At 44.4% G+C, this 1,595-nt stretch carries 1 protein-coding gene; it reads right to left on the reverse strand.

What is annotated here, in order from left to right:
• Window positions 1-90: 90 nt before the first annotated feature.
• Window positions 91-1,440 carry an ISLre2 family transposase gene (locus CS060_RS13920; protein ID WP_035047281.1) on the reverse strand — a complete coding sequence of 450 codons (1,350 nt, stop codon included), beginning with the start codon at window positions 1,438-1,440 and terminating at the stop codon, window positions 91-93.
• Window positions 1,441-1,595 lie beyond the last annotated feature (155 nt).

A 1,595-nucleotide genomic window follows, 5' to 3' on the forward strand; every position in this document is an offset into this window, starting at 1 on the left:
TTTATTGGTTATATATGGTTTTATGGACTTATTTTATGTAAGCGCTTTTATCCACTCTCATCCTGTAGGTATGTGCCTATATCCGTGTTTTTAAAAACCTTTCAATGCTTGTAATGCCTCGTAAATCGGCGTTCCTGAAGACTGACGGAAATACGGAATATTGTCTCGAATCACTTCTTTCATTCGAGATGAGACGCGTTTCATTGACTTTTTCACGATTGCTTCTCGTTTCGTTTCTTCTCGTTCTTCCACATGACACATCACTCCTCGGTGCGTACGAATCGGTAACGTATCTTTGATGGCGATCATGGCCCGTAACATCGCATCAATTCCCACGTCTCTCCAACTTCGACCGTTTTTGCTTCGTTTCGCAAACACATGCATCGTCCCTTCCGCACTGCCCATCGCTCGCATGTTCGTTGTATCGATCCCTTTTTCCCGCAGCCATATACGATAGTCACTCAAACATCCAGGTAGCTCTTCGATCCGACGAACAAGCGCCTGTAATTGTCGTTCTTTTTCTTCGTCTCCCAGTGTTCCCACGGCACTCGTCAGCTCTCTTAATACCCTTTCTTCGTCTTGTAAAGCCAGTGCCTTCCGTATCGCTCGATATCTCGGATGATCACGAAACCATTGTCGGATGTCCCTTGCCACGTGGAATCGATCCAACTGAAAATATCCCCTCTTCCCAAAATAATCACGACAAGCCGTGATCCATGGCGCACCATCTCCATTGATGACGACCCAATCTTCTAGTGGATCATACCCATATTCTTTCACTAAGAAGCTCTCGACGGCTTCCCAGATCGGCTCATTCGTTTGATGAACATAATATCTTCGGTTCACCAAAGAAACTCGTTTGCCGTTTCTCTCCCATCCTTGGTGAATCGTCACGATTTTCTCCTCTTTTCCTTTCATGCGGCTTCGTTGCCGTTTGATGTATAGTCCATCTGCCTCAATGAAAAATACCCGACCTTTTTTCTCCATCTCGCGGTGTCCATCGACTTCTGCCTCGACAATCAACTGGCGAATCGTTTCGTGGCTCATGCACGCATATCCCACCAGTTTTTCTAAGGACTGGGCAGCTTGTCGATACGATGAACCTGTCACTGCCAGATGAATCGCTGTTTCTTCTAACAACGGACTGACTCCATGTGCCCCCTCAAACTGAAGAAAAGCATCCAATAGACAGACATACCTCTGTTTTTCTCGATCGAAGTAATAGTTCCGCTTGACTTCCAATTCTCCAAACATCGTCTGCATCCGTATCACTCGTTTATCTTTGAGCGCGTATCGTTTTTTATCTCGTTTTTCCGCTAATGTGTGATCGATGTCCTCCAACAACTGTTGAAGCAGTTGACCATATTCTTTTTGCATATGCCGAAACAAAGATTGTTCAATGTCTTTCAATGTGACTCCATTTGTGATATAATCCTTCATGGGCTCTACTCCTTTCTTTAGTTGTTTTTTCGCACTTACTACCTTACAGGAGGAGGGCCCATTTTTCATCTATTTTGCTTACGTATGTGACAGGTTCCTGGTTTGTATAAATCAGGAACCTGTCTTCTTTTCTCCCACAAACATTTTACTCATAC

The organism is Anoxybacillus flavithermus, assembly GCF_002742685.1.
Taxonomy (GTDB): domain Bacteria; phylum Bacillota; class Bacilli; order Bacillales; family Anoxybacillaceae; genus Anoxybacillus; species Anoxybacillus flavithermus_E.